Source organism: Bradyrhizobium tropiciagri (assembly GCF_018130505.1).
GTDB classification, from domain to species: domain Bacteria; phylum Pseudomonadota; class Alphaproteobacteria; order Rhizobiales; family Xanthobacteraceae; genus Bradyrhizobium; species Bradyrhizobium tropiciagri_B.
In genome coordinates this window covers 70,749-97,656 of the sequence record NZ_JAFCKH010000016.1, presented here as the reverse complement: position 1 = coordinate 97,656, position 26,908 = coordinate 70,749, and the positions used below count along the sequence as shown (strand labels likewise).

The following is a 26,908-nucleotide window of genomic DNA, read 5'->3' as shown; positions in this document are numbered from 1 at the left end:
CAAATGCCGCGCGAAATCCTAAAATGTTCGCCTATCCGGACACTTAGGGAACTATGGCAAATGCCCCCAAATACGGGACAAATCCTCGCTCTGGTCTATGGCTGCCTCGACGAGATCAACGAGCTGAGACCCCCGGAAGAAGCCATCGAAAAGCGTCCGGACGTGCTGCTGGTTGGCGAAGGCGGCAGCCTCGACTCGCTTGCCCTGACGATGCTGATTCTCAACCTCGAGCGCCAGGTCACCAAGGTGTCCGGCAAGGAGATCAGCCTGCTCGACGGCCGGGAGCTGGAAGACAATCTGGCGCGATTTTCCACGCCCGCCGCGCTCGCCGAACTGGTCGATGAGGCCGTGCGCGCATGAGCAAGCCCCACAACGTCTCGGTGGTGTCCGACTTCAACGCCGAACTGGTCGCCAGATACATCTCGGCCGATCGCAGCATGCCGGCATGTGCCGCAACCAGCGCGCCCTACGGCCAGGTCTTCCAGGTCCTCTCGAATGAGGAAGCCGTGGCGCCCGACACGGTTGCCCTGATCTGGACCCGGCCCGAGGGCGTCATTCCCGAATATGCGAAGCTGCTGGCGGGACAGCAGGCCGAGCCCGATCGCCTCGACGCCGAGATCGATGCGTTCGCCGCAATGATCAAGCGCTTTGCCAGCCGCTGCAAATATGTCTTCGTCGCCAGCTGGGCGCCGACCTTTCATGATCGCGGCCTCGGCCTGTTGAACTGGGGCAAGCAAGGCGCGGCGCGCCAGCTCGCGCGCATGAACCTGCGGCTGGCCGAGCAGCTCGGCGAGGCCGCCGATGTCTTCATGCTCGACAGCCAGCGCTGGATCGACGCCTCGGACAATCCGCGCGACCGCAAATCCTGGTATCTCGCCAAGGCACCGTTCACGGAGAAGGTCTGCAAGGCCGCGGCGGCGGACCTCAAATCGGCGCTTCGCACCGCGTCGGGCCAGAACCGCAAGCTGGTCGTCGTCGACCTCGACGACACGATGTGGGGCGGCATCGTCGGCGACGACGGCTGGGAGAATCTGCGGCTCGGCGGCCATGACCATGTCGGCGAGGCCTATTCCGAATTCCAGAGCGTCCTGAAGACGCTCGTCAACCGCGGCATCGCCATTGCGGTCGTCAGCAAGAACGACGAAGCGGTGGCGCTCGAGGCGATCACGAAACATCCCGAAATGATCATCCGCAAGGACGATCTCGCCGCCTGGCGCATCAACTGGAAGGACAAGGCGCAGAACATCGCCGAACTCGTCGAGGAGCTCAATCTCGGCCTGCAATCGACCGTGTTCATCGACGACAACCCGATCGAACGCGGCCGGGTGCGCGAGGCGCTTCCGGAAGTCCTGGTGCCGGAATGGCCGAGCGATCCGTCGAAATACGCCGACGCACTGCGCCAGCTCGATTGTTTCGATCGCGCTTCGGTCACCTCGGAGGATCGCGAGCGCACGCGCATGTACGTTCAGGAACGTGAACGGCGCGAAAGCCTCACCGTCGCCTCCTCGCTGGACGACTGGCACAGCTCGCTGGACGTTCGCGTCCATGCCGGCCCGGTCTCCGCATCGAACGTGAAGCGCATCGTGCAGCTGATGAACAAGACCAATCAGCTCAACCTGCGCACCCGGCGCACGACGGAAAAGGAGCTGCATCAGTGGCTCGAGAGCGGCACCAACCGCAACCTCGCCGCCGTCACGGTCTCCGACCGCTTCGGCGATCTTGGATTGACCGGAATTGTGAGCTGGGAACAGGTCGGCGAAGCGATCGAGATCGTCGACTATGTGCTGAGCTGCCGCGCCATGGGCCGGCAGGTCGAACAGCTCATGGTTCATCTGGCAGTGCAGGCGGCCTCCCGCGCAGGCTGCGATACGGTGATCGCGCGGTTCATTCCGACCGCGAAGAATCGCCCATGCCTGGAGTTCTGGCAGAACTCGGGCTTCTCGGACAGCGGAGACAACGTCTTCGTGTGGAAGGCGGCGTCGGACTATCCGAAGCCCGCCTTCATCACGCTGGAGAACGATGTCGAGCCGGCCCGCCATCTGGCTGCCGCGATCTGACCGATGGGTATTGCTCTCGAACTGTGCGGGCTTGCAGATCGACAGGATCTGATGGACTTCATCCGCGACTACTGGAGCGCCAACCACGTGCTGGCGCGCAGCGAGGCGCTGATGGACTGGCAACACCGCGATGAGGCCAACCAGCGCTACAATTTCATCGCGGCGCGCGACGACGACAAGCGGATCGTCGGCATTCTCGGTTTCATCCTGGCGAGCCGCTACGACGCCACGCTCGCGGGCGAGGCCGATACGCTGTGGCTGACGACCTGGAAGGTCCGTCCGGATTTCGCCCATGGCCTCGGGTTGCTGCTGTTGCGCAAGCTCGACAGTCTGATGGCGCCGAAATGGATTGGCACCGTGGGCCTCAACCTCGCGACCAAGGGCATCTATCAGGCGCTCGGCTATCACGTCGACATGTTGTCGCGGCACTACATGCTCAACGGCGCCGTCGAAAACTACAAGCTGGCTGCCGTCCCCGCAGGCCCGAGGGACGCGACGCGTCTCAGTTCGGGCGCGACGTTCCGCTGGCTCGATCGGGACAATTTCTGGACCGCCACCGAGGATCTCGGCCTCGATGCCTCTCCACAGGTGCCGCGAAAGACCCGCGCGTTCATCCACGGGCGCTATCTTTCCCATCCCTTCTATCGCTATCAGGCACTCCTCCTGGCCGACGGTCCGCGCGCCGCAATCTGCGTCTTGCGCAGCTGCACGGCGGAAGGCGCGACCGCACTGCGCATGGTCGACTTCCTCGGTGACGGCGCCGCGCTGCGCGGGGCCGGTGCCACCTTCCAGGAGATCCTGCGCAGCAGCGGCGCAGAATATGTCGACTTCTTCTGCAGCGGACTTCAGGCTGAACTCGCCGAAGCCGGCTTCCTGAAGCTGCCACCGGCCAAGGAGGCCAGGATCGTGCTGCCCGGCTATTTCGAGCCGTTCGAGCGCTCGAATGTCGAACTCGCCTTCTCGCTGCGCGGTCCGGGCGAGGCTCGCATCGTCTGCAAGGGCGATGCCGACCAAGACCGCCCCAACCTGCTGTAGGACCAGTCCATGACTGCTTCTACGCGACGTTTCGGGATCGACGATCAGCGCTGGTTTGCGGCGGCCTCCGGCGACCACAATCCGATCCATGTCGATCCGGAGTGGGCGGCGCGGCATTTTCCCGGCGCGCTGGTGGTGCATGGCATGCACATCCTGCTCTGGGCGCTGGACGAGTTTGCCGCAAAGCGGCCTGGTATTTCGTTCGCTGCGATCGATGCGACATTCGTCAAGCCGATCGTCGTCGGCGACGAGGTCGCGGCGGCCGTGTCCGATGACGGCAGGCTCATCCGTGTCACGGTGCGGCGGGACATCGCCATGGTGGCACGCCTCGAGCTCGGCGAGCGCGGCGCCGACGGACCCGCGCGTTTCGAGCCGGGCACCGTGCCGGCAGCGCCCCGCGCACGCGCGCTGGCGGATATCTCCGGGCTGACCGGTGTCGTCGCGCTTCCGGCGGGCGCGGCCGCGCTCGCCACCCGGTTCGGCGCGCTGGCCTCCGCCCTCGGCAGCGATCGCCTGATCGGACTTGCCGCCATCTCGACCCTGGTCGGGATGGACGTCCCGGGCCTTCGCAGCATGCTGTCGAAAGTTGCGCTCACGAGCACGCCCTCGAGCGGCGGCGTACTTGGCTTCGGGGTGAGCAAATTCCACGACGCCATGAGCCTCGTCGAGATCGACGTTCAGGGCATGGGGATCAAGGGGACCGTGTCCGCTTTCGCGGGACGCGAACCGCCCGCCCCTGCCACGGACGAGGCGCTGCGCAGCATGGTTGCGCCGGCCGAGTTCAGCGGCAAGCAGCCGCTTGTGATCGGCGCGGCGAGCGGACTTGGCGCCACGACGGCAAGGCTGCTCGCGGCCGGCGGCGCCGATCCGGTGCTGACCAGGCACGCATCCGACCTCGGCGAGACGTTGCAGAGCCTTCGCGACCTCGGCGCAACGGGCCGCGTCATCACGCTCGACGCCGGCGCACCGTCGCAGGGCCTCGCCGAGCTCGCCGCCTCCGGCTGGGACGGCGGCCAGATCTACTATTTCGCCTCGCCGCGCATTTTCCGCCGCCGCATCGAACTCTATCAGGCCGCGGATTTCCGGGAGTTCACCGCGGTCTTCGTCGACGGCTTCTACGATGTCGTCCAGCAGCTGCTCGCACAGACGCGCGGCAAGTTGACGGTGTTCTATCCCTCGACGGTCGCGATCGACGAGGCGGCGCCGGACCTGCTGGAATATGCCAGTGCGAAAGCGATCGGCGAACGGCTCTGCGCGCGGATGGAAAAAGCCAATCCGCGCCTGAAGATCATTGTCGCGCGGCTGCCACGGATCACGACCAGGCAGACCGAGACGTTCCTGAAGGTGAAGGCGCAGTCGCCGGAGTCCGTGATGCTGCCGCTGATCCGCGCAGTGCAATCGGCGTAAGCGGAGGGGAAAGATGGACAAGCCGGCCGGCAATCTGACGATCGTCATGTACCACTATGTGCGGCCGCTGAAGCGTACGCGTTTCCCCCGGATCAAGGGCCTCGATCTCGATCTTTTCGAGGAGCAGCTCGGCTATCTCTCCCGGCATTATTCGTTCGTCACGATGGAGCAGCTCATCGATGCCATCGACGGCGCCGACGAGCTCCCGCCCCGCCCGGCGCTGCTGACCTTCGACGACGGCTACCTCGACCATTACACCTACGTGCTTCCCAAGCTCATGGAGCGCAAGATCCAGGGTTCGTTCTTTCCGCCGTCATGCTCGGCGATCGACCGCAGGGTGCTCGACGTCAACAAGATCCATTTCATCCTCGCTTCCAACGTCGATCCCGACGATCTCGTCGCCACGATCGAGACGGCGTGCCGCGAGCGCGCCGCGGAATTCGGCCTGGAGCCGCTGGCGCATTATCGCGAGAAATACATGGTCGGGAATTTTCTCGATCCGGCCAACGTCGACTACATCAAGCTGATGCTGCAGCATGCGCTGCCTTCGGTGCTGCGTGGCGAATTGATCGAGCAGCTGTTCCGCCGTCACGTCGCTGCCGACGAGGCAACCTTCGCCGGCGAACTCTACGCCACGGTGGAGCAATTGCGCCTGATGCGCAGCTGCGGCATGCACATCGGTTCGCACGGCAGCCTGCATCAGTGGCTGGGGCATCTCCCCCGCGAGGAGCAGGAAGCCGACATCGAGGCGTCGCTGGGGCTGCTCGATGCCGTCGGCGCCGCTCCCGGCTATCGCAGCATGTGCTATCCCTACGGCAGCTACAATGCCGACACCGTCAACGCGATCGCGTCGCGGGGCTTCAAGCTCGCACTCACCACCGAAGTCGCGCTGTCGGAGACAAGCGCGGCTGCCCGCTTCCGCCTGCCGCGCCTCGACACCAATCACCTGCCGAAGGACGCGGCCGCGCCCATCAACGAGTGGACGCTGGCGGCCGGTGCCGACGCCGCCGTCAAGGCTTCATGAACTGGGGCAGATAGCGGTTGAACGCCCTGACCAGCGAGTTGGTGCTCTCCCAGGCCAACTCGTCGTCGGGATCGAAATCCATCCAGGTGAAATAGTTTCCGGCGGCGCCTGCACCCGCCAGCTTCCTCACGATCTGGCGTTGCGCCGCCGCAAGGTCGTCCGGACGCCGCCACTGCGCCACGCGATCGACGATACCGTCGATCTCGCTGAACTCGCGCACCTGGAGGAAATGCTCGTCGGTCGAGTAGTATGGCTCGGTCACGATCGAGCAAAGCCCGGCCAGCGCCGCCTGGAAACCGATGGTGCCGGTGAAGGTGATCGACACCTGGCATTGCGAGAGCAGGAAATTCGCGGGCACGTCGTACGGAACGCACGTCACATAGGGCAGCTTCGACAACCGCTCGAACAGCTCCCGCTGGCGGAAACCGAACTGCAGCGGGTGATCCTTGATGAAGGTGTGGTAGCCCGCTTTTCCCAGGACCTCGCAGTAGCGCACGATCACATCGTCGTGCCGCAGCATGTCGTAGGAATTCAGCCAGTAGTCCAGCGACGCTTCCGGGAACAGCTGGAGGCCGCAGAACACCCGGCGCTCCTTCGGCACCGCGTCCAGTCGCTCCCGCCAATCCTGGCGAAGCAGATCCAGCACGACGGCGTCGCCGGGCCTGACCTTGTGCTTGTGACGCTTCTGCGCATCGATGAAATGAATGTTGTACGGATCGCGCTTGACGAAGCGCCACAGATTGAAGAACGCGCCGCGCAGCGCAAAATACCCGAACACCTTCCAGAACTTCTTCTTCGAAAAGTCCCTGGCGCTCTTGACATAGACCGGGGCGAAATCTCCCGAGCACAGCGCGTCGGTGGCCGCGCTCAGCTCTTCCGCGGAAGGCTCCTTGAGCTCGACGAGGCGGCCGCGGCGGTGGAGGAATATCTGATCCGGAATGATGGAAGCCGTCATCTCCAGGAAATCGACGCCGCGCGCGCGCGCGACACGATCCATCACGTCCATCACGTAGCGGTCCATCGTGAAGGTCAGCACCAGCCGCGGATCGAGGCGGTCGAAGGCGAGTTCGATCGCCTGTGTCATCCCGCCAATCAACTTCAGGGCAAGGTCGCGCTTCAGGCTGCGGAGCGTTCGGCAGCGCAGGATGATGTCCGCGCAGCCGGCTTCGCCGAAGCGTTCGAGCGCGACCTTGGCCGCGTTGCCGCTCCGCATGAAACGATAGAAGTCATCGACGAGCGAGTAGTCACCCTCGTTGCGCAAATCGCTCATCACCGTGACATCGGCAAAATCCATCCGCGACGCCAGGAACTTCCACCATGCCGTCGTACGGTGGATCGTGAAGAAGACGATCCGCGGCATCAGGTCTGGTTCGCGTCGTCTGCGGCGCCGTCGGCGAGGAATGGGCTGCTCGGCAGGTTGATGCAGCGTGCCGACATGTCCTCGGCGACGCCGAGCGGCGAACGCGGGCAGTCGCGATACATCGGAAGCTTGTGCATCGGCGTCCACAGCGGCCGGGCGCGGATGCCATGACCGTGCAGCGCCGCCAGCAGACGGTCGCGCTCACCGGCATGCTCGGCGTCGAGCACCAGGAGGTTCAGCCAGTAATTGCTCTGCGCCCCGGCCGGCTCGCGATAGATGCGCGCCCAGGGGAACGCGCTGAACGCCTGCAGATAGCGCTCGGCGAGCCGCCGCTTGGCGGCGACCATCCCCGGCAGCCGTTCCATCTGCGCGCAGCCAAGCGCTGCATTGATGTTGGGCAGGCGGTAATTATAGGCCACCTCGTCATGGTCGAACGCCCAGGCGTGCGACTTCTTCGCGGTCGAGGTGAAGTGCCGCGCGTGGCGGGCGTGCTCGTCGTCGTCGGTCAGGATCATGCCGCCGCCGCCGGTGGTGACGATCTTGTTGCCGTTGAAGCTGAGCACCGCGGAATGACCGAAGGTGCCGCATCCCTTCCCGTTCCAGGTCGAGCCGAGCGATTCGGTCGCGTCCTCGACCACGACGAGGCCGTATTTCGCGGCGACCGCGCCGAGCGCGGCCATGTCGACCGGATGCCCGAAGATGTGGACCGGAACCACCGCGCGCAGCCGGCGGCCGGTCTCCCGGTTCACCCATCCGCCATCGCGCTGCACGGCGATCGCGGCAAGGTGCTTCTCGAGCGCGACGGGATCGATCCCGAGCGTATCCCAGGTCGAATCGACGAAATGCGGAACCGCGCCGGCGTGGCTCACCGCATTCGCGGTGGCGACGAAGGTGATTGCCGGCAGCAGCACCTCGTCGTTCGGCTGCACGCCTTCGAGCACGAGCGCGGCATGCAGCGCGGCGGTGCCGTTGACGATCGCCACCGCATGGCGGGCGCCGGTCGCTTCCGCGGCCATCTGCTCGAACCGGGTGACGTACTGACCGGCGGAGGAGACCCAGTTGGTATCGATGCAATCCAGCACGAACTCGCGCTCGCGCGCGCCGAACCTCGGTTCGTGCAGCTCGACCGGACGCCGATGCGCGCCGAGCACGGCATCGACCGCGTCGAGCAGGGGTTGCGGGTCGAGTACGGTCGGACCGAGGTCGCCGGCCGGTGCGGACAAGGGGCTCATCGAACTCACAGCGTGTATGTGTTGGCGCGATAGCGGGACAGGTTCTCCTGCTTGGTGAACCATGCGATGGTCTGCTCGAGGCCCTTGCGCAATCCGTCGACGCCGCCGAAGCGCGGCGACCAGCCGAGCAGCTTGGCGGCCTTGGCGTTATCGGCCCACAACCGTTCCACCTCGCTGCGGTCGGGACGGATGCGGACGTCGTCCTGCTCGATCTCGATCTCAGCTCCCATCAGCTCGGCGATCAGGCGCGCGGTGTCGCCGATCGAAATCTCGAAGCCGCTGCCGATGTTGACGACCTCGCCGATGCCGGCCCGCTTCTCCAGCGCCGCGACGAAGCCGCCGACGGTGTCGGCGACATAGTTGAAGTCGCGGGTCGGGTGGATGCTGCCGAGCTTGATGCGGCGCGCCCCGGCGGCAACCTGGGTGATGATGGTTGGAATCACCGCGCGGGTGGACTGCCGCGGACCGTAGGTGTTGAACGGCCGCACCACGGTCACCGGCGTGCCGAACGACTTCTCGAACGACAGCGCGATCTGGTCCGCCCCGATCTTGGTCGCCGAATAAGGCGACTGCCCCTGCAGCGGATGCTCCTCGGTGATCGGAACGAACTGCGCGGTGCCGTAGACCTCGCTGGTCGAGGTATGCACCACGTGGCCGACATCGAGATCGCGCGCGGCCTGCAGCACGTTCAGCGTGCCGCGGATGTTCGTATCGAGATAGGTATCCGGCGAATGGTACGAATAGGGGATCGCAATGAGGGCGGCGAGATGCAGCACGGCATCGCAGCCCTTCATCGCGGTCCGTAGCCCATTTGGATCACAGACGTTGCCGGCGAACACGTCGATCTTGCCGAGCACGTCGCCCGGCAGCGTATCCAGCCAGCCATACGAGCCCATGCTGTTGTAGTGCACGAAAGCGCGCACATCGAACTGTCGGCGAACCAGTTCTTCAGCAAGATGGGAGCCGATGAATCCACCAGCGCCCGTCAGCAATACCTTTTGCAACCCCAAATCTCCTTGAACGCCGCGCCCGGCATTACCGCCGCCTTCTAGCCACTCCGGTGCCGCGAGGCCAGATGGAAAGTGCCGGAACGCCAATGAAGCGTCCGCCGGAGCCCCACGGCGTCAATCGCACAAGCGTGCATTTCGCTCACAAGATATTGAAATAACTACAATTTATTCAGCGGACTTGCATCCGACTGGAACCGCACGCGAATGAGGCGCGCGTACCCGAAAAAGCATTGCGGAAGCGCACATTCCCTGGCCCTTCCGAATCCCGCGGACGAAGGGGGCGCGGCGACAGACACGTCCAGCAGCGGTTGCATCGCATTTCGCGGAAGACGCGGTCCGGAGCGCGGGAAACGCGGCGTCGCGCCGCGTATGGCGCCGCAGGGCCTCATCGCAACAGCCGTTGTCTGCGCGTTTTGAATAAGGTATCGCACGGCCTGTTGCTGCCAAGCCTTGCTGGAGAGAAAACAGGTGAACGGGATCGGTCGCGGCCTGACGCCGGAACGCTACAGGCTGCCGCTGCTGGTTCTCGCTCATATCGTGGTGACCTGCCTCTCGCTGGCCTGCGTCGCGCATCTCTATTCCGATTATCACATCTTCTTCCGGCAAAGCGGCCTGCTTGCTGCGGTCGCAGTCGTCGCCGTGTTCTCGGTCGTTGCGATCGCATTCGTGTATGCCGAGTTCAGCTTCGGCTACTTCGTCGGATTCTATCTCTTCACGATGATTGCCGGCTATCTGTGGCTCAATCAGTTCTCGGAATTCATCTATAATCACGCGCTCAGCGGATTGTCCGCGCTCGCATCGGGCATCGCTTTTCTGCTGCCCGCGCTGTTCATTCGATCGCCGCTGCCGCGGCACTGGACCCTTTCGCCAAAGGCGCTGGACCGGCTGATCGACGCCATTCTCGTGTTCGGCGCCGTGGTGGTGTCGATCGGCGCAACCTACGGCTTCCGTCTGGTTTCGATCGATCAGATCTACGAGTACCGCCTGATGCTCAGCACGCCCACCGCCGTCAACTATCTGATGGGGATCGCGATCGGCGCCTTGCTGCCGTTCGCCTTTGCCTGCTGCATCGAGCTGAAGAAAGTATGGCGCGCCGCGGCGGCGCTGTTCATCCTGCTGGCGTTCTACCCGGTCACCGTCAGCAAGATCACCCTGCTCGCCTCGGCCTGGCTCGCGGTGATGGCGATCCTTTCAAGGATTTTCGAACTCAGGATTGCCGTCATCGTCTCGCTGCTGGTGCCGCTTGTGATCGGACTGTTGATGTTCACGCTCTTCAAGTTCGAGCTGGTGCCCTATTCGGTGGCAATCCCCTATTTCGGGCTGGTCAATTTCCGAATGGTCGCGATCCCGTCGCTCGCGATGGACTATTACAACGACTTCTTCTTCAAGCATGATCTGACCCACTACTGCCAGATCGGAGTGTTGAAGCGGCTGGTGTCGTGCGCCTATGACGAGCCGCTCTCGGCAGTCATCTACAAAGCGTTCGGCATCGGCGGGTATTTCAACGCGTCGCTGTTCGCGACCGAAGGGGTTGCATCGGTCGGACCGTTGTTCGCACCGGTTCCGGCCTTCGTGTGCGGATTGGTCGTCGCGCTGGGCAACCGAGCCTCGGCGAATCTTCCGCCGCGCTTCGTCCTGATCTCCGGAGCCGTGCTGGTTCAGCTGATCGTCAACGTTCCCTTCACGACCGTACTGGTGACTCACGGCGCGCTGCTGCTGTTCCTGCTCTGGTACATCACGCCGTTGTCCGCCGAACGTGCCGCGGAGCGAGGCTAGTCCGCCGCCTTCCCGCCGTCGTCGCGTTGAACGGTCTGTCGCACGGTCGCTGCAAAGCTGGCCGCGAAAGCGCTGACGCTGTCGTCCTGGTGCGGGACGATGTTGCGAACCACGGGCGCCCCGGCTTGCCGTGAAACCTCCATCAGGTGATCCGCCAGCGCGACCGGATCATCGACGCCGAAATAGCGCGCGGTGCCGGCGGTCTGCTCGCGGTGCACGTCGATATCGGACAGGATCATCGGAACGCCGAACGACTTCGCCTCCTCCACCGTCGTGCTCCAGCCCTCGAAACGCGACGGGTTGAGCAATCCCGTCGAGGCCCGCAGCAGCGCGTAGACATGAGCCAACGGAATGATGCCGACGTGGCGGAACTGCGCAGCGAGGCCGCGACGCTGGATCTCCGCATTGACCAGATCGTAGAAGCCGGGCTCGCGCGGGTCTTCCTTGCTGCCGGACGCGCAGACGACCACGTCGGCCCCGCGGTCCTTCAGGATCGTCAGGGCGTCGACCACAAGCCGATGGTTCTTGTGGGGATAGAACTGGTTCGGCAGATAGAAATAGTTGGCCGGCAGATTGTAGGTCGCGAGCACTTCGGCGGGATTGGTGTCGAGCAGCGCGGATGGCGGCCGCGTTGCGAAGCGAACCACGCAGATCCGGTTCCTTGCGCGCGGATAATACGCCTTGAAATCGCGCAGCGCGCTTTCGCTGCTGAGCATGATGGTCCGGCCGGAGCCGATCTGCATCCGAAAACCCAGCTCGCGCCGCCAGCGCCCGGCCCGCGAGAACAGATGCGGCAACGACCGGTGTTGCAGATCGGGTATCCAGGCCACCGCCGGAATCGGCAGCCGCCAGCCGTAGAAGCGCGCCGATTCGACCACCGCATCGATCCGCGCGGCCGCAAACGCCGCGGCTGCGCCGGGCGCCAGGCCGAGCCCGATGGCTGCGGGCAATTCCCGCTGTCCATCGAAGGCCGCCGACCGCACGACCTCGACGCCCTGGATCGCAGCGATGCCGGCTACCTCGCTCTCATCGCTCTGGTTGCCGGCAAACATCACCGGGGTGAATTCGCCCGGGCGAAAACGAGCCAGCGCCGCGAACAGGTTGGCCTGATAATTGTACCCGCCGGCCCACAGCCGGCGCGAAATGAAGTTGAACGCAATGCGCATCGGAGGCGATACCGTCATGAGGCCTGCTGCCTGAACCAGGCCACATAGTCCGCAAGCCCGCGGTCGAGCGCAATCGTCCACGCAAACCCGGTGTGGCGCAGGCTCGCATCATCGGCCAGCAGGCTGACGGGATCGCCGGGCCGGCCGATTCCGGAATAATGCACGGCCGTCGCGTTGCCCCACTGCCTGACGAGGCCGTCGGCGATATCGGCGACGCTGGTCCCGCGGCCCGAACCGCCATTGATGACGCTGAAGCCATCCTGCGGCGATCGCTCCGCGAGCACGGCCAGCAGGCGCGCAACATCGCGCACGTCGGTCCAGTCACGGATCTCGCGGCCGGTTCCGCCGAGATCGAGCCGCTGCGGCTCGCCCTTCAGCCGCGAGCAGATGTCCCAGAGCAGCTGCTTGCGCAATTCGGGTCCGTAGACCGAGAACAGCCTCACGATGGTGCAGCGAATGCCGAAGCTTCGCGCATAGCTCCGGCACATCTGCTCCATCATCAGCTTGTGCTCGCCGTAGGGCGACATCGGCGCCGGTGCGGCGCTCTCCGGGATCGGGCCGACATGATCGGCCCCGTAGACCGCCGCGCTCGACGCCGCGATCAGCGCGCAGTCCGGCGCGGAGCCGCGCAGCCATTCCAGCAGCCGCGCGGTGCTCGCCACGGTGCGGGAGAAATCCTCGAACGGACGCTCGATCGAAACACCGACCGATGATCCGCCGGCCAGATGGAACACCCGTGCCGGCGCGCCGTGCGCTGCCGCCAGTGCATTCAGGTTGGCCGCATCGATCTCGCCATTGATCCAGCTCCGCAGCCCGAGCCGGCGGATCTCCGTGGCGTCGAGCGCGCCGTGGCCGACACCATGCACGGCATGGCCCGCAGCAGCCAGCTCGCGCACGAGATGGCGGCCGATGAACCCGTTCGCGCCGGTGATCCAGATCGTCATGCGCTCTTCATGCCTCGAGTATGGAACGTATCACGCGCGCGGGGTTGCCGGCGACCACCGTATCCTCCGCAATGTCCTTGGTGACGACGGCGCCGGCGGCGATGATGGCGCGGGCGCCGATTGTCAGACCCCGCATCACGAACGCGCCGGCTCCGATCCAGGCATCGTCACCGATCGCGACCGGACGCTCGTCAAGGTCGATCTTTCGCGGATGGCCGCGGGTGAACATCTCCCTGATCTGCTCGTGGCGGGCCACCGGATCGACCGGATGGGTCAGGTTGTCGAAGATATTGACGCCGTGCGAGATCAGCACCCTGTTTCCGATCTGCACGGACGCCGCCGACCAGATTCGCGTATGCTCGCCGACATAGCACCAGGAGCCGATTTCGATCCGCCCGCCATGCGCAAATGTCAGCAGTTCGCCGCGGATGATGCTGCTCTCGCCGACCACGATGCAGCCGCTGTCGCCGCGGATATTGCGGATCCGCGCCGTCGGCATCAGCTTCGCCTGCGGTCCGAGCCGGCAGGTCGCGCGCCCTACGGCCCGCTGCAGCCAGTAGTCGAGGTTCATCTGATCATCTCGATGCAGGCAATGGCGCGCGCGCAGCCCGCTCGATCGTCAGTTTGACCGCGGCCGCTGTGCGGATCGAACGCCGTCGCGTCGGCGACTTCGGCCTGCGAGGCACGCCGCCAGCCCGTCTTCTGATAGGCAAAGAACTCGAGGTCGAAGGACGACGGTCCGAAGGCATCGATCAGCGCCTGGATCATCTCGCGATCGAACAGCTGGAACCAGTTGAAGTTCTCGTAGCGCCCGTAAGGCACCGTGATCAGGCAACGGCCGCCTGGAGCGATGATACGCCGGAATTCGCTGACGGCATCGACGAAACCATGCTTGTTGGTTTCCGACTTCGCGGGATCGTTGGTGTAGAGCATCGTGTTGTCGAGCCCGACATGCTCCAGCGTCGAGATACTGATGATGGTGTCGAAGGCCCCGTCCTCGAACCTCGTCTTTCGGAAATCACCAAACACGTAGGAATAGCCATCGTGCCAGTAGCAGCGCTTTTCCGGCGCCAGCGTCATGATGGTCAGGTCCGCCTTGCGCAGCGGATCGCGGTTGAGAATGTAGTCGTGGTTCAGCGTCGAGCCCGCATCGAGCATCCGGCCGAGCTTGACGCCGTCGCGACGCAGCCGGTCGAACAGCCAGGGATATTCGACGACCCGTTCGTCGATCGCGACGCCGAACCCGTCAGGGAGCTGCCGGCCGGGCTGAACGGCGGCTGCGTCGATCGCGCTCTCGATGCTCGCCTTCTTGCGCGTATAGTAGCCGAACGACCAAGGGCGGCGCCCGCCCAGCAGATAGAGCGGGGACGCTGCCGCGTCGGCAATCTCCTTGATCCTGAAAGCCAGACCATCAACGTGCATGTCCGCTCCTAGAGGCGCTCCAGCAGTTTTCCAAATAGAGCCCACTGCCGCTCTTTGCTATATAAATCTCTGACCGCGCGGCGGCCTTTCTCGGCTGTCGCTTGCAATTCGTCCCAGTCGCGCAGGCAGGCCTCGATCTTTATCGGGCAATCATTGCCCGAATTGTAGATCGCGATCGTCTCGCCGCCCTGCATCCCCTCGGGATAGTTTCCGGCGTCCGAGACCAGCAGCGCGCCGCACCCCATCGCCTCGAAGCAGCGCATGTTGCCGCGATCGTTGCCGGCCATGTCGATGGCGCCGTTGAGCACGATCTTCGCCGATCCGAACAGCTGATAGAGATCGCGGCCGAACACCGGCGGTCTTGCGATCGCCGCAATGGCGTCGGGCCGCCGGTGCTTGCCCAGCGGCAGCAAGCGGCCGATCGCGCTTTCCGCAAGCCGCGTCAGCCGCGAGGCGTCGAGGCAGAACACCATGCGATGGCTGCCGGCAAGCCCCGCCACCTGCTCGAGCGTCCTGCCGCGCGCGCTGTGATGCCGCGAATAGCCGCCGACGAATGCCACGTCGATCGGCCGCTCGCCGTTGCCGTATTCCTCCATCACGGGGTCGACAGAGGGAAAGAACAGTTCGGCGCGGCAGCCCTTGCTGCGCCAGGACTCGAGGATCGAGGGGAAGTTTCCGAGCACGGCGCCATAGGCCGACAGGTCGGCATTGCCCGAGGGCGCCGCGCGCCAGCACAGCGTCGTCTTCACGCTGGCCGGCAGTTTGGCGACGAACGTGCTCGGATAGCGCACCGGATCGATGTTGTAGAACACCTCGGTCTTGTGATGCTCGATCTGCGCCAGCAGGATCACCTCGAGCGCCGGCGTCCCCGGCATGCCCTGCGCCTTCGCCCATTGCCGCTGCAGCACCTCGTCATCGCCGTTGGTGAAGAAGGCGTCGGGCGAGCCGTCGAGCACGGGCTTGAGGAAATGCGGCGCGCCGAAGCGGTCGTGCAGGAACACGTCGCGCCGCGCCTCGAAACGCGTCGCGTTCGCGGCGAGTTGGTTCAGGCGCGGCAGATAGGACGGATACAGGCCGCTATTCTGGAATAGACGCATCGCTTACGCGTACCTTGCCAACATCCATTTCATGTTCAAATACGGCCAGACCCGGCCGACGCTCTCCCAATCCCAGCCTTGCCGCGCCGTCAAGCGGGCGACAGCTTCGCGCAGCGATGTTTCATCGACCAGATCGGCAAAGGCGGGAACCTTGCGGGCGAGCAGCTCGGAGGTCCAGCCGGCCAGCGGCCCGTTCAGCCATTCCGGCATCGGCGAGTTGAAGCCGACCTTGCGGCGCGCGGTGCGGATGCTTTCCGGCATCAGATTTTCCATCGCCTGCCGCGCCACCACCTTGGTGCGGCCGTCGGCAAGCTTGCTCGTCTCCGGCAGTGCCATGGTGTAGGTCACCAGCCGCCAGTCCATGAACGGCATGCGCACCTCGATGCCGTGCGCCATCGAGAGCCGGTCGAAATTGCGCAGGATGGTCGGCAGCGTGGTCGAGTGGAACATGCGGTAGAGCCGCCGGTTCAAGGCGCCCCAGTGGCGCGGCAGCTCATCGTCCTCGGCGACCAGCGGCAGCGGCGCCGGCATCGCGCCAAGGCCTCCGCGCAGGAAATAGTGGCCCTGGCGCCGGATCATCTGCGCCCGCAGCAGGTCGACGCCGCGCTGTGCCAACGGCAGGCGCGAGGTGAGCGCGGCTGCCGCGTTGCGGATCCGGAAGGCAGCGGATTGGCCCTCCTGCATGTAAGCGCCCATCAACTCGTCGGCGCCGTGGCCATCGAGCGACACCGTGACGTTCTGGCGGCGGAGCTCGCGATAGATCAACCAGGCCGCGCTCGGCAGCGAGATGTAGACGTCGTCATTGTCGTCGAGGATGCGGTCGATGTCGGTCAGCGCGTCGCTTCGTCCGATCTCGAGGAAGGTCGGCTTGACCTCGGCCCAAGCGGCGGCCTCCTCGGCCATCGGCCGCTCGTCGTTGCTGGCGCCGGGAAAGGTCGCGACAAAGGCGTGGCGCCAGGCGGTCGAGTCGCGCGGGCCCATCCCCGCCTTCTCGTGCGAAGACATCGCACAGATCACGGCCGATGAATCGAAGCCGCCGGACAGGCAGGTTCCGATCGGAACGTCGCTGCGCATACGCAGCGCTACGGCATCGTGGAACAGCTCGCGGAAGCGCGTCACGCGGTCCGCTTCATCTCGCGGCACGTCAGGCAACCGGTCCACGGTCCGCCACCAGCGGCGCAACGCGACGCGTCCATTGCGCAACCACATGCAGTGCCCGCCCTGCAAACGGCGCACCTGTTGGAACAGGCTCCGCTCGCTGCCTTCGATCCCGAACGGATCGAGCAAAAGGCGGCGCACCACGTCGACGTCGATCGTCGCATCGATCAGCCCGCTGCGCGCCAGCGCCCGCTGCTCGGAAGCGAACACGAAACGCTCGGACGACAGCGCATAGTGCAGCGGCTTGATGCCGAAGTGGTCGCGCGCAAGGAACAATTCGTCCGTGGTGGTGTCGTAGATCGCCAGCGCCCACTCGCCGTTGAAGCGCGGCAGCATGTCCTCGCCCCAGGCCTGCCAGGCGGCCAGGATCACCTCGGTATCGGACTGGCTGCGGAAGGTCGCGCCCTTCGTCTCGAGCTCGCGGCGCAGTTCGAGGAAATTGTAGATCTCGCCATTGTAAACGATGACGTGGCGGCCATCGCCGGACGTCATCGGCTGACGGCCGCCCTCGGTCGGATCGATCACCGCGAGCCGGCGGTGGCCGAAGGCGAGATTGCGGCGGCCATTGAACCAGCTGCCTTCGCCGAACGGTCCGCGATGCGCTATCAGGCCGCGCAGCCGTTCGATCTCGGCCGGCTCCACGGGATTGCCGCGGAGATTGACGATGCCTGCGATCCCGCACATGTCTAGACGGCCCTCAACGGCAAGAAGCGAGTAACGATGGCGCTGAGATCGCGCCAGCAGACGGCGCGATGGGGGCCAAGCTGCGAGGCGACGACCGCGACAACGAAGACCGCCGCCGCCGACGCCACGTAGAGCGAGATCACATACCACCATGACGGCGTGTGGTCGAATGCCGCGTGGCCGAACTCAAAACGCAGCGCCAGCGCGACCGTGATCCCGACCGCGAGCGGGATCAGGACGAAATGCAGCAGACGCGACCACAGGCCCGAAAGCCTGAAGGTCCGCCGCAGCAGGACCACCGTGGTGATCATCTGCGCGATCATGCCGATACAGGTACTCCAGCCGGCCGCCTGCCAACCGAAATAGGGCAACGCGAAGGCGCTGGTCACCAGCGTGAAGATGCCCGTGAGCAACGAGATCAGCGCGTTGTAGCGCGATTGCCCCTGCGACAGCAGGTAGAACGCAAATACGTTGGCGTTGGAGCCCAGGATGCCGCTGATCGCCAGCACGACCAGCACCAGTTCGGCTTCGGCCGCCACCTCGGCGCCGGTCCAGCGATACAGCAGCGCTCCGGCGACGGGGATCAACCCGCCCAGCGCGCTCGCGGCGAGCACGTTGAGGATCCAGGACGAGCGCAGCAGCAGGTCGGCCTTGCGGTCGTCGTCCTCCTTCTGCAGCGTGCTGAAGAACGGGAACAGGATTTCGCCGACCTTGAGCACGCCGATATAGACCGCCTCCTCCAGCCGCTGCGCGACGCTGTAGAAGCCGACGAATTGCGGCTGCAGCAGCGCGCCGAGCAGATAGCGGTCCGCCTGGCCGGCGAGCAGCGCGCCGCTCTGCGCCGCGAACTGCCAGCCGCCCAGCTTGACCAGCGCATGCAGCGCGCCGCGGTCGAGCGCGGGCCGCGACAGCCACTCGCCGATCGTCCGCCGCGACCAGCCGAACGCCATCAGGAAGTTGGTGGTAAAGCCGAGCGCCTGGCAGCCGAGAAAGGTCGAGGCCCGCGGCGCGAGCGGGATCAGCAGCAGCATCGACAGCGTGGTCACCAGCGTGCCCGTGATGCTGATCGATGCGATCCGGCGATAATCCTGGCGCGCCGTGAACAACGACAGGAACACCGCGAACAGGCATTGCATCAGCCAGCCGGCGCCGGCCAGCGCGAAGGCGAGGTTGAGATCATCGGCCGCCGCGCCGCCGAGATGAAATCCGAGCCGCGCAAGCGGCGCTCCAGCGAGGCACAGCGTGAGCGCGATCAGACCGCCGACGATCATGGCCAGCGCAAGCGCGGTCGCGAAGAAGCGCCGCGCCTCGCCCTGATCGGATGGCGCGAGGCGCTGGGCGAGTTCGCGCGCCGTCGACAGGCCAAGCGCATTGCTGAACATCAGCGCCGGCGCCACGCAGGCGGTCACGAGGCCCGCGACGCCGAAGGCGGCAAGTCCGAGCCGGTAGATCACGAACGGCAGAATCGCGAGGTTGAGCAGCACCGCGACCGCAAAGGCAATCGCATTCCATGCCGAGTTACCGAGCAGATCGGACGGTCCCTTTTTCAACGCCATGCCAGCTTTCAGGCCACCGTTTCGACGCGCTTCAAGTGCCTCTTCAATAAAGGCAAAATCCTTCAGCCCGGGGACGGGCTAGCAGCCGGCGCGGTGATTGTCGAGAGTTGGCCGCACCCGCTCCCGTCGACGCCAATTGGGCGTTGATTCTGCGCCCCGAAACCGCCTATCTGGCGTCGACCGCAGGCAATTCCGCCGCCATCCCAAGGCCTGAAAGAAGGCCCGAAAGCAGCACCGTGGCCAACGATCCCATTCCGTTCAACCGGCCCTTTATGACCGGGAACGAGCTCGACCACATGGCCGAGGCGCAGCGCTTGCTGCATCTGTCGGGCGACGGCACCTTCACGACGCGCTGCCATCGCTGGATCGAGCAGCAGACCGGCTGCGCCAGGGCGCTGCTCACCCATTCCTGCTCCTCCGCGCTCGATATGACGGCGCTGCTGCTCGACATCGAGCCCGGCGACGAGATCATCATGCCGTCCTTCACCTTCGTCTCGACCGCGAATGCGTTCGTGCTGCGCGGCGGCGTTCCCGTCTTCGTCGACATCCGCGAGGATACGCTCAACCTCGACGAACGCCTGATCGAGCAAGCCATCACGCCGCGCACCCGTGCGATCGCGCCGGTGCATTATGCCGGCGTCGGTTGCGAGATGGACAGCATCATGGCGGTCGCAAGGCGGCACGGGCTCGCCGTCGTCGAGGATGCGGCGCAGGGCGTCGCCGCCTTCTACAAGGACCGCGCGCTGGGCGCGATCGGCGATCTCGGCAGCTTCAGCTTCCACGAGACCAAGAACGTGATCTCGGGCGAAGGCGGCGCGCTGCTGGTCAACGACGCCGCGCTGGTGCAGCGCGCTGAGATCCTCCGCGAGAAGGGCACCGATCGTGCCCGCTTCTATCGCGGCGAGGTCGACAAATACACCTGGCAGGATGTCGGCTCGTCCTATCTGCCGGGCGAGATCACCGCGGCATTCCTGTGGGCGCAGCTCGAAGCGGTCGAGCAGATCACGCGCGAGCGGCTCACGCTGTGGCACCGCTATCACGCCGGGCTCGCGGCGCTGGAGCAGCGCGGCCTGCTGCGCCGTCCGATCGTGCCCGCGGACTGCCGGCACAACGGCCATCTCTACTACGTGCTGCTGGCGCCCGGCATCGACCGCCAGGCAGTACTTCGGAAACTGAAGGACAACGGCATCGGCTCGGTGTTCCACTACGTGCCGCTGCACTCCTCGCCCGCGGGCCTGCGGTTCGGCCGCGCCGATGGCGAACTGTCGCTGACGACACAGCTGTCGGAACGGTTGATCAGGCTGCCGATGTGGGTCGGCCTGACCGAAAGCCAGCAGCAGCGCGTATGCGACGCGCTCGGCAGCATCCTCGCGGCGTGAGCGCGTTCAGAGCCCGTCCGATTCGCCGTTCTTCGGCGTCGAGCGCGGGACGAACGGCGCGTAGGAGCCGACCGCGCCGGCCACCGGCTGCGGCGGCATTGGTGGCGTCAGGGGAAGACCGACAGCCGACGGCGACAGACCGCCGGCGGACGGCGCGGCTGCCGTCTCCGGACGCTGCAGCGCCAGAACTTCGCTGCGGCCGGCCTTCTTGAAGGTGACTTCGCGGCCTTGCACGGCGCTGAGCTGCCAGCCTTCGTGCGTGTCGCCCTGACGCAGCCGAATCGCCTTCTGCGTCGTTCTGTCGAGAAACACCGCGATGGCATCGCCGTCGCCGACCACCGCGCCGATCAGCGCCAGTTCGGGACGCTCTGGTTCCACCGGACCTGGCGGCGGGGCGGCCGCGGGCTCGGCGGGCAACCCGACCACCGCACGCTGCGGTGGCCGCCGCGAGGCCGAGAACAACGGCCGCGCCCCGGTCGCGGTCAGCGTCGACAGCGGCACCGACCACAGCGGATTGCCGCTCGGCAGCGCCCTTGCTGGTTCCCGATTTGGCGGAGGCGCCAGCGGCTTCAGGCCGCCGACATCGACCGAATCAGCGCCGTCGCCGGCGCGGTCGGCCGAAAACACATCCAGCGACGACGTCGCGGCCCTGAGCTGTGCGGACACGCCAATCGACAGCATGGCGCCCGACACCAGAAGAAGACGCGCGAATTTGGGCCACTTGACCATTCTGATCCAGACACCTGCCGTGCGGCGACATCGCAACCGCTCGGCCACCAGCCTATCCGCCGCGGCGCATTCCTTCAACCGGACGCACCGTTCCCACTCTGGGTTACTTCCCGCCCTGCCATTGACCAGAGACACCGAGCACGACGCGGATGCGGCCGGTTCCGGTGTCGCTGGTCGCGGTCAGCTGCGGCACCTGCACGTCGAGCTGGTCGACGAACAGATAGGGCATGCCGACCTCGAGATCGTAGAGCAGCTTCTGCAGCGAGGCCTGCTCCATCTCGCAGCTGACGACGAGCCCGACGAAGCCGTCCTTCGCCTGGGTGCCGAGCACGTCGACCTGCGAGGACTGCACGGTGCCGCCGACATTGCCGATCGCGCTCGCGACCCGCTGCAGCAGCGCGGCGCCGGCGACCGTCACCGTCGGTCCCTCGAGGAACGGCGTGCCCGGGTGCTCCGCTGACAACGCCGCGGCGCCGCGCGGCTTGCGCCCGCGCAGCTGCTCGAGCAGATCGGAGCTCTGCGCCAGCGTGCGCTGATGGTCGAGGATGTCGCCGATCGCGAGCGCGCTCGTGGTCACGAGCCCGCCGAGCACTGCGAGATAGAGCACCACCGCGATCAGCGGCGACTGCGCCAGCGTGCGCGTTACGATGTTGGCCGCGGCGCTCATGGCGCGACTCCGCCAAGGCTGTTCTTCGGCTCGACCCGCGCCTCGATGTGGAAGCGCTCGCCGGGATCGGACGGTGCGCGCGTGGTCGGCGCATAGAAGGTGGCGCGGGTGAAGTGCTGCGACTGCTCGATCAGCGGGATCAGCGACGGCGCATCGCTGGTGATGCCGGAGATCTGCAGCTTGTTGCCGGCGAGGCGCAGCTCGGAGACATAGGTGTGATCGGGCAGCACCCGGCTCAGCGTCTCCAGCACGATCACGCTCGCCGGCGTCTCGTATTTGCGCCGCTCCAGCGCCGCGACCGGCGAACGGTCGCTACCATCGGCACCGGCGCGGATCGCGGCGCGGCGCGCCGAGATCTGCCGCGCCACCTCCTCTTCCTGGCCGCCGAGGCTGCTGGCGACATAGGCCGACGCTCCGGCCGACAGCACCGCGACCACGGCGGCGATGCCAAGCATCAACTGAAGCCCCCGGCCGAGCTTCGCCGCATCGAGATGGCCGCGCGCGCTCTGCTCGAACACCTTGATGCGGCCCGCATCGCCCTCGACGTCGGTCAGGATCGCGACCTCCGACGGGTGGAAAGCGGCGACCGCCTGCGCGTAGCCGGTCGCGGCCTTGCGCGTGGTCGCGGCGATCATCGTGGTGATGGCGTCGCTGCCGGCGGCGACCGGCGCGGTGCAGCCGAACACGGCCTCGGTCGCGCTCCACGGCGTCAGGCGATCGATCTGCGCGCGCACGATGCCCTCGAGGAAATCCGCCGCCCGCGCCGGCAGTTCCAGCGGCCGGAACAGGAAGCGCTTCGGCTGCAGCACGATCTCGACGCGCTTGCCGCGGAACAGGGATGCGAGGTCGGGCGCCGACAACGCGCCGTCGGCATAGGCGATGCGCGACTTGTCGGCCTTGCCCGTCGCCTCCACCGCAAAGCCGCCGTCGTCGGCCTCGACCAGGCGGACCACGCGCGGCGAGACCAGGCGGCCGGCGCCGGCGATGATCGCCTGCGCGACGCTGCCGGTCCAGGCGCTCAGGATCGCGCGGAGGTTTGAGACCATGGTCATCGCCTTGAAGCCCTTTGCGGCGCCGTGCTGCCGTCGGAATTGTTGCGCCACGACAATACACGATAGGGCTCGTCGCCGCTTTCGAGAAGCAGGATCACCACCTCGCTGCTGCGCCGGCGTCCGTCACCGAGTTCGGCATCGACGCTGACGCGATAGGCCCGCGCGGCGGCGATCGTCGCACCCTCGCCGCCGGTCATGCCGACCAGGCTGCGCGGATCGAGCGCAGGGTCGCCACGCTGCGACAGCACCGCCTGCAGCGCCTCTGGCGTCATGTTCGGCAGCGCCGCCAGCACCTGCGGCGCGGCATCGCGGACGTTGACCTCGGCGACATTGCTGAACACCGTGACGAAGGGCAGCATGCGCTCGATCACCGCCGGCGGGATACCGCGGACCAGCCACAGCTCCTCGGGCGCGGGAAACGGCGCGTGGCGCGGCGCGTAGGGAGCGCCCGAGGTCTTGTAGAACACGGTCTCGGGATCGCTGTCGCCGAGCTCGGTCGGCGCCCGCCAGGCGAGGATGCGGTCGGCATAGGCGGCGGCATTGTCCGCGCCGACGCCGAGCCCGGCCATCAGGCCCGCCAGCAGCCCCTTCGAAGCGACATTGAGATCGACCCGGGCCGCCTCGGAGCGGAAGGTCACGAACACCCGGCCCGGCCCCACCCGCGCATTGAACGTTCCGCTGCTCGGACGCGCGGCCTCGCTGTAGCCCGAGAGCTGCAACGCGGTGAGCTCGAGGCCGGCGGTGACCATCGCCTCGGCCTGGATCCGGTCGGTGCTGCCGGCGATCACGATCGCGGTGTTGGTGACATAGGTCAGGTAGATCAGCACGAGGCCTGTGAGAGCGGCGAGGATCCACAGCACCGCGATAACGATGAAGCCGCGCTGCGATGCCTCGGCCCTGGCCGTCTCGCGAGGCGCCGCCGTCACAGCTGCTCCTCCTTCTTGCCGGCCGCCGGATTGGCACGTGTCGCCAGGCACGCCAGCGCGTTCTTGGCGCGCGCGCATTCCGCCGGCGCGTTGACATGCACGATCGCGGCGCTCGACACCGCCAGCACCTGCCCGCTGACGGCGTCGCGCACCGAGACGCGCACCATGTTCGGCAGTTGCACCTGGTCGCGCCAGGTCGGCTGCCAGACCTGATCCGGCCCGGCATAGGCGAAGCTGACACGGAACGGCGCGCGGACCAGCACCACCTGGTCGACGAAGCGGATCTGGGCGTCGGCCGGCATCGGCACGAACGGCGCGCGCTCGCGCACAAGCGCCAGCCCGTCGGCGTCGGCCTTCTCGATCAGGCGGATGATCTCGAGGCCGGGACGGGTGTTGGGTCCGACCGCGGTGCGCACGAAGGTGACGGCGAGTTCGCTGCCCTCGAACAGCGGCCGCTTGCCGTCGCCGCTGATCGGCACCATCTCGGCGACCGACAGGTCGGCGAGCGCGCGCTCCAGCCCGATCGCGAGCTTCTCGGCGCGCTGAACGCGGGCCATGCCCCGGTTCCAGTTCGGCAGCCATTGCGCGGTCACGGTGGCGAGCGCGGCGAGGATCACCGTCATCAGCAGCGTTGCCAGCAGCACCTCGAGCAGCGTGAAGCCGGCTTCATCGCGCCAGGCAGCACGGCGAGAGCGTTGAGATGATCGTCGCGCGCTCATTCGGGGGCCTTCGGCACGAGGCGCACGGTCGTGACCTGGATCTGCGCCCCGCCCGGTCCCTGCATCCGCATGTTGACGGCGAGCGGCACGAACCGGCTCGGCGGCGCATCCGCGGCGGCATTGATCGGCGCGACGTCGATGCGCCAGCGATGACCGGCAAGCGTGCCGGTCTGCCGTCCGGGCTTCAACGCGCCGCGCGGCGGCAGTCCGGCGAGCACGGTCTCGGCGGCGCCGCTCAGCGCCAGCTTCTGGTCGATCGCGCGGGTCCCTTGCACGGTGGTGCCGATCACCGCGCCGATCGCGCCGAGCACGGCCGCGATGATCGCCAGCGCCACCAGCGCCTCGATCAGGGTAAAACCCCGCTCGCGGTCAGAGCAGCTTTTGCTTGCGCGCGACAATATCGACGCCTCCGGTCAGCCAGTTGACGCGAATCTCGTAGCCCATTCCCGGGCGCGCCAGCGCGATGGTGCCACCGCAGGACATTCCCGACGGAAAGAAATCGATCGAGTGGCCGGCCGGCCGGTCCGCGCAGCGCGAAGCCAGCGTGGTGTCGACGGTGACGTCGCCGGGGAAGCGGACGATGCGCCCGGTGGCGCCGGAGCGGATCGCGCGCTGCTCGGCATCGACCAGCGTCGCGATCTGGACGCTCCTCCGCAGCGCGGCGCTGCGATCGGCCTTCAACAAGGCCGCGGTCGCCACCGCATAGCTCTCCAGCCGCGCCCGCGTGGTGGCACGCGGCAGCGACGGCAGGATGATCGCGGCGAGCAGGCCGATGATCGCGAGCACGCAGAGGATCTCGATCAGCGCGAAGCCGGCCTCGCGCCGCACGGCGTCAGCGCGCGGCGCTGGTGATGTCAGCTGCCGTGCCACTGCCGCCTTCCTGGCCGTCCGATCCCAGCGAGATGATGTCGTAGGGCGTGCGTTCGCCCGGCGTGCGATAGATATAGCTGTGGCCCCAGGGATCGTTGGGCACGACGCCGCCGCGCAGATACGGCCCGTTCCAGCCCGGCGCATTGTTGCCGCGGGTCAGCGCGGCGAGACCCTCATTGCTGCTCGGATAGCGGCCGAGGTCGAGATAATACAGGTCGAGCGCGCTGGAGAAGCTCTCGATCTGGATCTTCGCCGCCTTCGACTTCGACTCGCCGAGATAGTTCAGCACCCGCGGTCCGACCAGCGCCATGATCAGGCCGATAATGGTGATCACGACGAGCATCTCGACCAGCGTGAAGCCGGCCTCGGATTTGCGCCGGCGCGGCGCCGGCCTTCTCTGCAAATGTTTCCTCATGGCAACAAACCTCAACCAACAATCTGGCTGACCGACATCAGCGCAGTCATCACAGAAACAATCAAGCCGCCGACCACGACGCTGATCACGATGATCGCCGCCGGGCCGGCAATGCCGACCACGCGGTCCAGCGTGCGCTGCAGCTTGGCCTCGTAGAATTCGGCGACCCGTCCGGCCAGCATCGGCAATTGGCCGGTCTCGTCGCCGAGCCGCAGCATGCGCACCGCCATCGACGGCAACGCGTCGGTATCGCCCAGCGCCTCCGACAGCTTCGCGCCGTGGCGGACGCGATCGGTGGCGTCGGTCCACACCGTGGTCGATCCGACCGACGCCATCATGTCGATCAGGATGCGCAGCGTCGTCGTCAGGTTCACGCCGCTGCCGAGCAGCAGGCCGAGATTACGACAGAACAGCGAGGTCCGGTAATATTTCATCACCTCGCGGATCGCCGGCAGCCGGGTCACCGCCGAGATCAGCGCGTGCCGCACCCGCTCCTGCCGTAGCAGCAGCCAGGCGGCCGCGATGACGGCGGCAAGGCCGGCCATCACCGCGTCCGAATTGGCGCGCAGCAGGGTCGAGAGCTTGAGGAACCCGGCGATGAACGGATCGACCTTGGCACCGAAATCCTGCAGCACGCTGGCGAACTGCGGCAGCACGAAGGTGAGGAAGAACAGCAGCACGCAGCTTGCTGCTCCGAGCACGAACAGCGGATAGCGCACGGCATCGCCGAGCCGGCGCTTCAGCGCCTCGGTGCGGGTGCGCTCGTCGGCCAGTACCTCCAGCACGTGATCGAGCGAGCCGGAGGCCTCGCCGACCCGGATCAGCGCGACATACATCGGCGGGAACAGGCCCTGGTGCCGCACCAGCGCGTCGGCAAAACTCTCGCCGGCCATCACGCGCGAGCGGACGTCGGCGACCACCGGCCGCAGCCGCCCGAAATCGCGGTCGGCGGCGAGCAGCTCGAGCGCATCGTTGATCCGCGCCCCGGCGCGCAGCAGGAGCGCGAGGTCGCGGGTGAAGATGGTGACGTCCTCGGCCCGCGGCGCGTTGAACAGGCTGAAGGCGCGCCGCGCCGGGCCGCCCTCCTCCAGCGTGACGTTGTCGACGAGCACGAGGCCAAGCCGCTCGATCCTCGCCGCGACGTCGCCCGGCGCGGGCGCGGCGATCGCGCCCGAGACCAGCTCGCCGTCGGAATTCATCGCGCGGTAGCGATAGTTCGGCAT

26 protein-coding genes are annotated in these 26,908 nt (G+C 66.5%); 7 read left to right on the top strand and 19 right to left on the bottom strand.

The features are described 5' to 3' along the window. The first annotated feature begins 60 nt into the window (after positions 1-60). From JQ633_RS32545 to JQ633_RS32525, 5 genes are read left to right on the top strand one after another with little or no spacing between them, the layout of a single operon-like run. Entirely contained in the window at positions 61-360 is a 300-nt protein-coding gene (locus JQ633_RS32545) for a hypothetical protein (RefSeq protein ID WP_211989911.1), read from the top strand. Beyond that, positions 357-2,057 (top strand): HAD-IIIC family phosphatase, encoded by a 1,701-nt coding sequence (locus tag JQ633_RS32540; RefSeq protein WP_211989910.1) that lies wholly within the window; start codon positions 357-359, stop codon positions 2,055-2,057. Before JQ633_RS32545 ends, JQ633_RS32540 begins: the two co-directional genes overlap by 4 nt. Positions 2,058-2,060: 3 nt before the next feature. Then, complete coding sequence (locus JQ633_RS32535) at positions 2,061-3,092, top strand: hypothetical protein (protein WP_211989909.1); 1,032 nt, start codon at positions 2,061-2,063, stop codon at positions 3,090-3,092. A 9-nt stretch (positions 3,093-3,101) separates the two neighbouring features. After that, a complete protein-coding gene (locus tag JQ633_RS32530; RefSeq protein WP_211989908.1) occupies positions 3,102-4,499 on the top strand; it encodes an SDR family NAD(P)-dependent oxidoreductase in 1,398 nt (465 codons plus the stop codon). A 13-nt stretch (positions 4,500-4,512) separates the two neighbouring features. Continuing rightward, on the top strand, positions 4,513-5,523 hold the full coding sequence (locus JQ633_RS32525; RefSeq protein WP_211989907.1) for a polysaccharide deacetylase family protein: 1,011 nt from the start codon (positions 4,513-4,515) through the stop codon (positions 5,521-5,523). Here the strand turns inward: JQ633_RS32525 and JQ633_RS32520 are convergent. From JQ633_RS32520 to JQ633_RS32510, 3 genes are read right to left on the bottom strand one after another with little or no spacing between them, the layout of a single operon-like run. After that, positions 5,510-6,883: a hypothetical protein gene (locus JQ633_RS32520; RefSeq protein ID WP_211989906.1), complete on the bottom strand. Its 1,374-nt coding sequence runs from the start codon at positions 6,881-6,883 to the stop codon at positions 5,510-5,512. The two genes, JQ633_RS32525 and JQ633_RS32520, sit on opposite strands and share 14 nt — an antisense overlap. Next, positions 6,883-8,115, bottom strand: a complete 1,233-nt coding sequence (locus JQ633_RS32515; protein WP_211989905.1) for a LegC family aminotransferase — start codon at positions 8,113-8,115, stop codon at positions 6,883-6,885. Before JQ633_RS32515 ends, JQ633_RS32520 begins: the two co-directional genes overlap by 1 nt. Before the next feature lie 5 nt (positions 8,116-8,120). Continuing rightward, entirely contained in the window at positions 8,121-9,119 is a 999-nt protein-coding gene (locus JQ633_RS32510) for an NAD-dependent 4,6-dehydratase LegB (protein WP_211989904.1), read from the bottom strand. Between the two features lie 474 nt (positions 9,120-9,593). Here JQ633_RS32510 and JQ633_RS32505 point away from each other — a divergent pair, with 474 nt between their 5' ends. Beyond that, positions 9,594-10,901: a hypothetical protein gene (locus JQ633_RS32505; RefSeq protein ID WP_349631653.1), complete on the top strand. Its 1,308-nt coding sequence runs from the start codon at positions 9,594-9,596 to the stop codon at positions 10,899-10,901. Here JQ633_RS32505 and JQ633_RS32500 read toward each other — a convergent pair. The 7 genes from JQ633_RS32500 to JQ633_RS32470 are packed head-to-tail and all read right to left on the bottom strand — an operon-like array spanning position 10,898 to position 18,928. Next, complete coding sequence (locus JQ633_RS32500) at positions 10,898-12,085, bottom strand: glycosyltransferase family 4 protein (RefSeq protein ID WP_211989903.1); 1,188 nt, start codon at positions 12,083-12,085, stop codon at positions 10,898-10,900. The genes JQ633_RS32505 and JQ633_RS32500 overlap by 4 nt on opposite strands. Continuing rightward, positions 12,082-13,011, bottom strand: a complete 930-nt coding sequence (locus JQ633_RS32495; protein ID WP_211989902.1) for an NAD-dependent epimerase/dehydratase family protein — start codon at positions 13,009-13,011, stop codon at positions 12,082-12,084. The genes JQ633_RS32500 and JQ633_RS32495 overlap by 4 nt, the downstream gene beginning before the upstream one ends. Positions 13,012-13,018: 7 nt before the next feature. Next, positions 13,019-13,582, bottom strand: a complete 564-nt coding sequence (locus tag JQ633_RS32490) for an acyltransferase (RefSeq protein ID WP_211989901.1) — start codon at positions 13,580-13,582, stop codon at positions 13,019-13,021. Further along, positions 13,579-14,433 carry a methyltransferase domain-containing protein gene (locus tag JQ633_RS32485; protein WP_211989900.1) on the bottom strand — a complete coding sequence of 285 codons (855 nt, stop codon included), beginning with the start codon at positions 14,431-14,433 and terminating at the stop codon, positions 13,579-13,581. The genes JQ633_RS32490 and JQ633_RS32485 overlap by 4 nt, the downstream gene beginning before the upstream one ends. Positions 14,434-14,441: 8 nt before the next feature. After that, entirely contained in the window at positions 14,442-15,530 is a 1,089-nt protein-coding gene (locus tag JQ633_RS32480; RefSeq protein ID WP_211989899.1) for a glycosyltransferase, read from the bottom strand. Positions 15,531-15,533: 3 nt separating this feature from the next. After that, positions 15,534-17,372 carry an asparagine synthase (glutamine-hydrolyzing) gene (gene asnB / locus JQ633_RS32475; protein WP_211989898.1) on the bottom strand — a complete coding sequence of 613 codons (1,839 nt, stop codon included), beginning with the start codon at positions 17,370-17,372 and terminating at the stop codon, positions 15,534-15,536. Positions 17,373-17,374: 2 nt separating this feature from the next. Beyond that, a complete protein-coding gene (locus JQ633_RS32470; RefSeq protein ID WP_211989897.1) occupies positions 17,375-18,928 on the bottom strand; it encodes a lipopolysaccharide biosynthesis protein in 1,554 nt (517 codons plus the stop codon). Between the two features lie 236 nt (positions 18,929-19,164). Between JQ633_RS32470 and rffA the strand changes: the two genes are divergently transcribed. Then, positions 19,165-20,307 carry a dTDP-4-amino-4,6-dideoxygalactose transaminase gene (rffA, locus tag JQ633_RS32465; RefSeq protein ID WP_211989896.1) on the top strand — a complete coding sequence of 381 codons (1,143 nt, stop codon included), beginning with the start codon at positions 19,165-19,167 and terminating at the stop codon, positions 20,305-20,307. A gap of 6 nt (positions 20,308-20,313) precedes the next feature. On the opposite strand, the gene JQ633_RS32460 is transcribed toward rffA, so the two are convergent. The 9 genes from JQ633_RS32460 to JQ633_RS32420 are packed head-to-tail and all read right to left on the bottom strand — an operon-like array spanning position 20,314 to position 26,908. Beyond that, complete coding sequence (locus JQ633_RS32460) at positions 20,314-21,084, bottom strand: hypothetical protein (RefSeq protein ID WP_349631652.1); 771 nt, start codon at positions 21,082-21,084, stop codon at positions 20,314-20,316. Positions 21,085-21,139: 55 nt separating this feature from the next. Continuing rightward, complete coding sequence (gene gspM, locus JQ633_RS32455; RefSeq protein WP_211989895.1) at positions 21,140-21,703, bottom strand: type II secretion system protein GspM; 564 nt, start codon at positions 21,701-21,703, stop codon at positions 21,140-21,142. Next, the gene (locus JQ633_RS32450; RefSeq protein WP_249159818.1) at positions 21,700-22,749 is read right to left on the bottom strand and encodes a PilN domain-containing protein; all 1,050 of its coding nucleotides are present in this window, start codon (positions 22,747-22,749) and stop codon (positions 21,700-21,702) included. Before JQ633_RS32450 ends, gspM begins: the two co-directional genes overlap by 4 nt. Positions 22,750-22,751: 2 nt before the next feature. Next, positions 22,752-23,681 carry a general secretion pathway protein GspK gene (locus JQ633_RS32445; RefSeq protein ID WP_349631651.1) on the bottom strand — a complete coding sequence of 310 codons (930 nt, stop codon included), beginning with the start codon at positions 23,679-23,681 and terminating at the stop codon, positions 22,752-22,754. Continuing rightward, positions 23,678-24,400, bottom strand: coding sequence for a prepilin-type N-terminal cleavage/methylation domain-containing protein (locus JQ633_RS32440; protein WP_211989892.1), 723 nt, complete (start codon positions 24,398-24,400; stop codon positions 23,678-23,680). Before JQ633_RS32440 ends, JQ633_RS32445 begins: the two co-directional genes overlap by 4 nt. Next, a complete protein-coding gene (locus JQ633_RS32435) occupies positions 24,397-24,798 on the bottom strand; it encodes a prepilin-type N-terminal cleavage/methylation domain-containing protein (RefSeq protein ID WP_211989891.1) in 402 nt (133 codons plus the stop codon). The genes JQ633_RS32440 and JQ633_RS32435 overlap by 4 nt, the downstream gene beginning before the upstream one ends. Beyond that, the gene (locus tag JQ633_RS32430) at positions 24,770-25,270 is read right to left on the bottom strand and encodes a prepilin-type N-terminal cleavage/methylation domain-containing protein (protein WP_211989890.1); all 501 of its coding nucleotides are present in this window, start codon (positions 25,268-25,270) and stop codon (positions 24,770-24,772) included. The genes JQ633_RS32435 and JQ633_RS32430 overlap by 29 nt, the downstream gene beginning before the upstream one ends. Beyond that, the gene (gene gspG, locus JQ633_RS32425; RefSeq protein WP_211989889.1) at positions 25,233-25,685 is read right to left on the bottom strand and encodes a type II secretion system major pseudopilin GspG; all 453 of its coding nucleotides are present in this window, start codon (positions 25,683-25,685) and stop codon (positions 25,233-25,235) included. The genes JQ633_RS32430 and gspG overlap by 38 nt, the downstream gene beginning before the upstream one ends. 11 nt (positions 25,686-25,696) lie before the next feature. After that, entirely contained in the window at positions 25,697-26,908 is a 1,212-nt protein-coding gene (locus JQ633_RS32420) for a type II secretion system F family protein (protein WP_211989888.1), read from the bottom strand.